The organism is Humibacter ginsengiterrae (genome assembly GCF_054780115.1).
Genome location: NZ_BAAGWY010000018.1, coordinates 43,583 through 50,503, shown reverse-complemented (window position 1 = coordinate 50,503; position 6,921 = coordinate 43,583). Strand labels below are relative to the sequence as shown.

Below are 6,921 nucleotides of genomic sequence, written 5' to 3'. Positions count from 1 at the left end.
ATGCGAGCACTGATCCACGTCCTCCACGAGACCACCGAGCCCGCCCGCCCCGAACTGCTCCTCACCGCCTAACCATCACCCACCCACAGGGAACAACAGCAGTGACACCACACCACGGGACTTGACCGATCCAGATGTGCCAGCCACGACGAACGAGCCCGGAATCGACGAACCACCACGCAATGGACGGCGCTACCGTGCTCGCTCGTCCGTAGCGTGCTCGCCCGTCTACAGCGTGCTCGCTCGTCCGCAGCGTGCTCGCTGGGCCGACGCGCTGATCGGATGCCTCGGCCTGCCGCGGCCGCCTACTCCTCGGTGTGGCCCAGCTGCGGTGAAGGCACGAAACGGGCCGTACGCGACGACATCGCGTCGAACTCGAGAACGACCAGCTCGTTCTCGCCAGCGCGCGTCGCACCGGCGGGCACATAGAGCGTGCGCTGCGGCCCGGCGCTCCAGTAGCGCCCGAGTGGGAACCCGTTCACCCAGGCTGCACCCTTGCCCCAGGAGACCGTGTCGAGGAAGAGGTCGGCGGATGCCTCGAGCTCGAACACCACGCGATGGAATCCAGGCAGCGACAGGTCGCCGCGGCTCGCCACGCCGCCACCGACCATGTGCGCCGACGCAGCAGCACCAGCCGTGCGTGCGAGCGCATCCGCGTCCAGACGCAGCGTCTCCCACCGGTCAAGCTGAACGCCGTCGACGTTCGCCGGGCCGATCAGGCCCTTCCGCTCGCCGATGCGGGGGCCGTAGTCGACACGTCCCTCGTCCTCCACGACGACGAGCAGCTCATGGCCGCCGGGCACCACCATGGCTCGCTCGTGCCGCTCTCGCGCCAGCACTCCGACCCGCACGCCGTCCACGAAGACGATCGCGCGGTCGCGCACCTCGTCGAAGGTGAGCACCGCAGGCGAACGATTCGACAATGAGGCCCGGTAGGCGACCAACCCTCGGTAAACGCCGAGGTCTTCCATCGTGGGCAGCGTCGAATGCGGCTCCCAGAAGCCGACGGCTGCCGCGGCATCCAGAAGCCCGGCTCCGGGCGAAAGCGACACCTCGAAGCTCGGTGCCGGCGAGCGCGGCACCCGCTCGAACTCGGGCACGGGCGCGTACTTCGCGATCACCTCGCGGAACGCCCAGAACTTCTCGGTGGGGCGTCCGGCCTCGTCGATCGGGGCGTCGTAGTCGTATGAGGTGGTGATCGGCTGGTACACGCCCTTGTCGTTCGCGCCGTTCGTGAATCCGAAGTTCGTGCCGCCGTGCACCATGTAGATGTTGACGGATGCACCGGCCGCCAGCAGCGCGTCGAGTTCGGCCGCCGACGCTGCAGCGGGCGTTGTGTGGTGGTGCGCGCCCCAGTGGTCGAACCATCCGCACCAGAATTCGCCGCACATCAGCGGTCCGGTCGGCTGCTGAAGCCGCAGGCGTGCGAGGCGCTCGGCGGCGTGCGAGCCGAACGAGCCCGTCTTGTGCAGCTCGGGCAGGCTGCCGTCCGCGATCATCGATCCGCTCGGCTGGTCGACCGTGATCAGCGGGACGGAGATCCCGGATGCCCGAGTCGCCTGCGTCAACTCGCGCAGGTACTCCTTGTCGGCGCCGTATGCACCGTATTCGTTCTCCACCTGCACGAGGATGACCGGGCCGCCCGCGTCCACCTGCAGCGGTGCGACGATGCCGAGCACGTGACCCAGATAGCGCTTCGCAGGGTCGAGGAAGCGGGCATCCGTGCTGCGCATGCGCACGCCGGAGTCGGCGAGCAGCCACGCCGGCAGTCCGCCGCCATCCCACTCCGCGCAGATGTACGGGCCCGGCCGCACGATCGCGAACATGTTCTCCTCGGCGACGATCCGCAGAAAGCCCTCGAGATCGAGGCGCGGGTCATCCGTCACGAAGGCACCCGGCTGCGGTTCGTGCTCGTTCCACGGAACGTAGGTCTCGATGGTGTTGAGACCCATCGCACGGGCGAGCCGGATGCGATCGCGCCAGTGCGCGGGATGCACGCGGAAGTAGTGCAGCGCCCCCGAGATGACGCGGAAGGGGGCGCCGTCGAGCAGGAAGGCGTCGGATCCGATCTCGAAACGGCCCATGCGTGAGAACTCCAGGTTGTGGTGCGGGTGCGGCAGAGGAAACGGGCCGGCTCGTCACTCGAGCCGGCCCGTCATCGGGTGGGTCGCCGGTCGAGCAGCAATCGCCGCTCGACCGGCAGGTTTCGCTAGGAGCCGGCCTTGACCGTGAAGCCCTGCTGGTTGCCGTAGCTGATCAGCTGCTTCTGCCAGTTCTCGAGCCCGGAGTCCAGCGAGGTCGCGCTGCTGTACGACTGGCCCACCGTGTCAGCGAAGATGCTGTTCGCGTACACCTCGTACGGCAGGTACTGCCAGCCCGGCAGCACGTTCTTCGCGCCGTCGACCAGCACCTTGTTGATCTTCTGGCCGGCGAAGTACGCGGGTGCCTGGTTCAGGAACGAATCCGAGTTCTGGTCGGCGACCGTCGACGGGAACCCGCCGCCGCTCTTCACGAAGATGTCGACGCTCTGCTTGCTGTCGTTCAGCCACTTCAGGAACCCGGCGGCGAGCGCCTGGTTCTTGCTCTGCTTCATGACGACCTCGGAGCTCCCGCCGTTCTCGGCGTTCACGGCCTTGCCGTCGTAGGTCGGGATCGGCGCGACGGCCCACTGCCCGGATGCCTGCGGCACCGACGACTCGAGCACACCGGGCATCCAGGCGCCGGTGATCAGCGTGGCGATGTCGCCGTTGCCGAGGCCCTTGTACCAGTCATCCGTCCAGCCCGGCGTCTGGGAGAGGAGCTTGTTCTCGACGAGCTCGTTCCACACCGAGGTGAACTTCTTGGTGCCGGAGTCCTGCAGGTTGATCGTCACCTTCGTGCCGTCGACCTTGAACGGATGCCCGCCCGCTTGCCAGATCATGCTGGTCGCGAACCCGGGGTCACCGCTGTCGGAGGTGATGTAGGCGTTCGGGTCGGCGGCGTGCAGCTTCTTGGCGGCATCCACGTACTCGGCCCACGTCGTCGGCACTGAGATGCCGTACTTGTCGAACACGGTCTTGTTGTAGAACATCGCCATCGGGCCGGAGTCCTGCGGCAGGCCGACGAGCTTTCCCTGCACGTTGACGTTGCCCCACGGACCGACCGAGAAGTCCTTCTTCAGCTTGTCGAAACCGAACTGCTTCAGGTCGACGAGGGAGTCGCTGAGCGCGAACTGCGGGAGCGCGTAGTACTCGACCTGGGCGACATCCGGTGCGCCCTTGCCCGCCTTCACCGCGTTCTGCAGCTTGGTGTACTCCGTCGTGTTGGTGCCGGCGTTGACGAGCTTGACGTGCACCTTCGGGTACGCCTTCTCGAACGCGGCGACCTGTGCCTTGGCGGCCGGGGTCCACGTCCAGTACGTGATGGTGCCGCCCTCCTTGAGCGCCGCGTTCACGTCTGTCGAGCTGCCGCCTGCGCCGTTGCCGGATGACGAGCATCCAACCAGGGCAGCCGCGACGACCGCACCGGCGGCCGCGACGGATGCGAGCCGGCGGAGCGCCGACGATCGCGTGCTGTGTTTCATTTCGTGCCTTTCACTTCATCGGGATGTGAGGGGTTCGGGTAGAGGAGAACGACGGATGCGCTCACGACTTGACGCTTCCGGCGGCCAGCCCCGACTGCCAGTAGCGCTGCAGGAAGAGGAAGGCCACGACGATCGGCACGATCGTGAGCAGGCTTCCCGTGATGACGAGGTTGAAGATCGGCTGCGCGCCCACGCCGGTGGCCTGCGCGCTCCACTGGCCGAGGCCGACGGTGAGCGGATACCAGGTCGGATCGCTCAGCATGATCAACGGCAGGAAGTAGTTGTTCCAGGTGGCGACGATCGCGAAGAGGAGCACCGTGACGATGCCGGGCGCGAGCAGCTTCAGCGAGATCGTGAAGAAGGTGCGCAGCTCGCTCGCGCCGTCCATGCGCGCCGCCTCGAGCACCTCCGTGGGAACGGCGTCGATCGCGAACGTCCAGACCAGGTAGAGCCCGAACGGACTGATCAACGACGGCAGGATGATCGCCCACGGCGTGTTCGTCAGCCCGATCTGGCTGAACAGCAGGAATGTCGGCACCGCCAGGGCCGTTCCCGGCACGGCGATCGCGCCGAGCACGACCGCGAACACGGCGCGCCTGCCGCGGAAGGCGAACTTCGCGAGACCGTAGCCGGCCAGCGTCGCCAGCAGTGTCGCGCCTCCCGCACCGACCACGACGTACAGCAGGGTGTTGCCGAACCAGTGCAGGAAGATGCCGTCCTTGTACGTGAACGTCTCGACGATGTTCTGAAACAGCGCGAAGTGGTGTCCGAACCCGAGTCCGAACGTGGAGAACAGGTCGGCCTGCGTCTTCGTCGCGTTGATGAGCAGCCAGGCCAACGGCACGAACGAGTAGACGACGAAGAGCGCCATCACGATGGTGAGCACGATGTTGCGGCGCGGCCGCGCGACCGGCCGGCGTCGACCCACCGCGCTCATGGGACGACGGATGCCGCCTGCACGGCGCGCGCTGGCATCCGTGCGCCGGGTGCTGGCATCCGTCCGTGTTGTCGTGGTCGCGCTGGTCATCGGTTCTCCGCTCTCGTTCCGCGCACCTGCACCACGTAGGCGATGACGGCGGTGATCAGCCCCATCACGATGGCGACGGCCGCGGAGTAGTTGAACTGCTGGCCGGCGAACGACAGGTTGTAGGCGTACATGTTCGGGGTGAAGTTGCTGCCGATGGAGTTCGGCGCGAGCGGTTGCAGCAGATTGGGTTCGTTGAAGAGCTGGAAGCTTCCGATGATCGAGAAGATGACCGCGATCACGAGGGATCCGCGGATGGCCGGCAGCTTGATGTTGAACATCACGCGCCAGGCGCCGGCGCCGTCCAGCTCGGCGGCCTCGTACAGGTCGGGCGAGATGACGCGCAGCGCCGAGTAGAAGATGAGCATGTTGTAGCCCATGAACTCCCAGGTGACGATGTTGCCGATCGAGCCGAGGATCCACGACTTGGCCAGCGGCGCCAGGTGCCACCCGAATGCGTCGTTCACGGCCGCGGTGAGGCCGAACTGATCGCCGTAGATGAAGCCCCAGATGAGCGCGGCGACCACTCCGGGAACCGCGTAGGGCAGGAAGATCGCGATGCGGAAGAACCCTGCGCCGTGCAGACGCGCACTGTCGAGCGCGAGCGCCGCGATGAGCGAGAGCACGAGCATGATCGGCACCTGAACGACGAGGAACAGCAGCACGCGCAGGAACGACTCCCAGAACTTCGCGTCCTGGAAGAGCGTGATGTAGTTGCCAAGGCCGACGAAGGCAGTGCCGCCGACGAGCTGCGTGCGGAAGACGCTCAGGGCAAGCGCGTAGACGATCGGCGCCACGATGAACAGCGCAAGGCCGATCATGAACGGCGCCACGAAGCCGACGCCGGCCAGCGAGACGCGGCGCTGGAGTGTCGAGCGCTTGCGGCGGGTAGGGCCGCCCTGCGAGCGAGAGCCGCCGCTCTTCTGGCGGGAACCGGCGGGGGAGCCGGGTGAGCCGGCGGGGGAGCCGGCCGCGCCCGCCGGGGATGCGGGCGATGAGGTGATGGACACGATTTCGGGTTCCTCAATGAACGATGTTCACGTAAACATGTTTACGTTAACATACTCGGCGATACGATTCTGTCGACCGCGCTCGTTGTCGCCGGTGCTGCTGCCGGGGCGGATGAGCGGTCGCGGAGCGAGGGAGCGCGATGACCGACACGGAGCAACGCGAATGGCTGCGCCCGGCATCCATCGCCGATGTCGCCGCGAGGGCCGGCGTTTCATCGCAGACGGTCAGCCGCGTCTCCAACGGCCTCGACACCGTCAAGGCCGAAACCCGCGACCGGGTGCTCGCCGCAATGGCGGAGCTCGACTACCGGCCCAACAGCGCAGCACGTGCCCTGAAGAGCGGCAGGTTCCAGACGATCGGCGTGCTCATGTTCACGCTGCAGAACATCGGGTCGATCCGCATCCTCGACGCGATCACGGCCGAGGCCGCGTCACACGCATTCTCCATCGACCTGATCTCGATCGGCGACCCGTCGACGGGCGACATCACGGATGCCCTCTCCCGCCTGGACCACGAAGCGGTCGACGGGATCATCGTCATCCTCGAGGCGCACGAGCTGCGCGAGCACTCGATCACATTCCCCGACCGCATCCCCTCCGTGCTCGTGGACTCCCGCGCGTACGACGACCGGATCTCGGTGAACGCAGACCAGAGACAGGGCGCGCGACTGGCGGTCGAGCACCTGCTCGAGCTCGGGCATCCGACCGTCTGGCACGTGGCGGGACCGGTCGAGAGCTCGAACGCGGCATCAGACCGCGCCGAGAGCTGGCGGCAGACGCTGCGGTCCCACGGAATCGAGGCGCCCGAGCCCCTCGGTGGAAGCTGGCGGGCCGAATCGGGCTACGAGGCCGGCCGAACGATCGCCGCCCGGCAGGATGTCTCGGCCGTCTTCTGCGCGAACGACCAGCTCGCGCTCGGTGTGCTCCGCGCCCTGCACGAGGCGGGCCGCGATGTGCCCGGCGAGATCAGCGTCGTCGGTTTCGACGACAACCCCGAGTCGGCCGAGTACTGGCCGCCACTGACTACGGTCCGGCAGAACTTCGCGGAGGTCGGCCAGCGCGCGTTCGCTCTGCTCAACCAGGCGATCCAGCGCGAGACCGTGAAGCCGGGGCTGCGGCTGATCGAGAACGAGCTCGTGGTGCGGGAGTCGACGGCGCCGTTCGTGACGCGCTGACACCTCGGACTCTCGGAGAAGGCCCGGGTCGAAGGAAGCAGTAGTCTGGGCTGTCTATCCCTCATACGGGGTGGACATGCTCTGCTCATCCGTGTACCGTCTCCTCCTGTCTGCGTCGAAGAACACGAGCCGAATGACGGCTCCAAGAGT

5 protein-coding genes are annotated in these 6,921 nt (G+C 67.0%); 1 reads left to right on the top strand and 4 read right to left on the bottom strand.

What is annotated here, in order from left to right; all coding sequences use genetic code 11:
* Nucleotides 1-305 precede the first annotated feature (305 nt).
* The 4 genes from ACYVII_RS17255 to ACYVII_RS17240 all read right to left on the bottom strand — a co-directional run bounded on the left by ACYVII_RS17255 (nt 306) and on the right by ACYVII_RS17240 (nt 5,590).
* Complete coding sequence (locus ACYVII_RS17255) at nt 306-2,084, bottom strand: glycoside hydrolase family 35 protein (RefSeq protein WP_460537398.1); 1,779 nt, start codon at nt 2,082-2,084, stop codon at nt 306-308.
* A 125-nt stretch (nt 2,085-2,209) separates the two neighbouring features.
* A complete protein-coding gene (locus ACYVII_RS17250; protein WP_460537396.1) occupies nt 2,210-3,562 on the bottom strand; it encodes an ABC transporter substrate-binding protein in 1,353 nt (450 codons plus the stop codon).
* Between the two features lie 61 nt (nt 3,563-3,623).
* Nucleotides 3,624-4,589, bottom strand: coding sequence for a carbohydrate ABC transporter permease (locus tag ACYVII_RS17245; protein WP_460537394.1), 966 nt, complete (start codon nt 4,587-4,589; stop codon nt 3,624-3,626).
* Nucleotides 4,586-5,590, bottom strand: a complete 1,005-nt coding sequence (locus tag ACYVII_RS17240; protein WP_460537404.1) for a carbohydrate ABC transporter permease — start codon at nt 5,588-5,590, stop codon at nt 4,586-4,588. The genes ACYVII_RS17245 and ACYVII_RS17240 overlap by 4 nt, the downstream gene beginning before the upstream one ends.
* A gap of 146 nt (nt 5,591-5,736) precedes the next feature.
* Here ACYVII_RS17240 and ACYVII_RS17235 point away from each other — a divergent pair, with 146 nt between their 5' ends.
* Nucleotides 5,737-6,771: a LacI family DNA-binding transcriptional regulator gene (locus ACYVII_RS17235; RefSeq protein WP_460537392.1), complete on the top strand. Its 1,035-nt coding sequence runs from the start codon at nt 5,737-5,739 to the stop codon at nt 6,769-6,771.
* Nucleotides 6,772-6,921 lie beyond the last annotated feature (150 nt).

Coding starts and splice junctions, on each gene's coding strand:
- ACYVII_RS17235 (WP_460537392.1), top strand. CDS start 5,737: ATGACCGACACGGAGCAACGCGAATGGCTGCGCCCGGCATCCATCGCC.
- ACYVII_RS17245 (WP_460537394.1), bottom strand. CDS start 4,589: ATGACCAGCGCGACCACGACAACACGGACGGATGCCAGCACCCGGCGC.
- ACYVII_RS17250 (WP_460537396.1), bottom strand. CDS start 3,562: ATGAAACACAGCACGCGATCGTCGGCGCTCCGCCGGCTCGCATCCGTC.
- ACYVII_RS17255 (WP_460537398.1), bottom strand. CDS start 2,084: ATGGGCCGTTTCGAGATCGGATCCGACGCCTTCCTGCTCGACGGCGCC.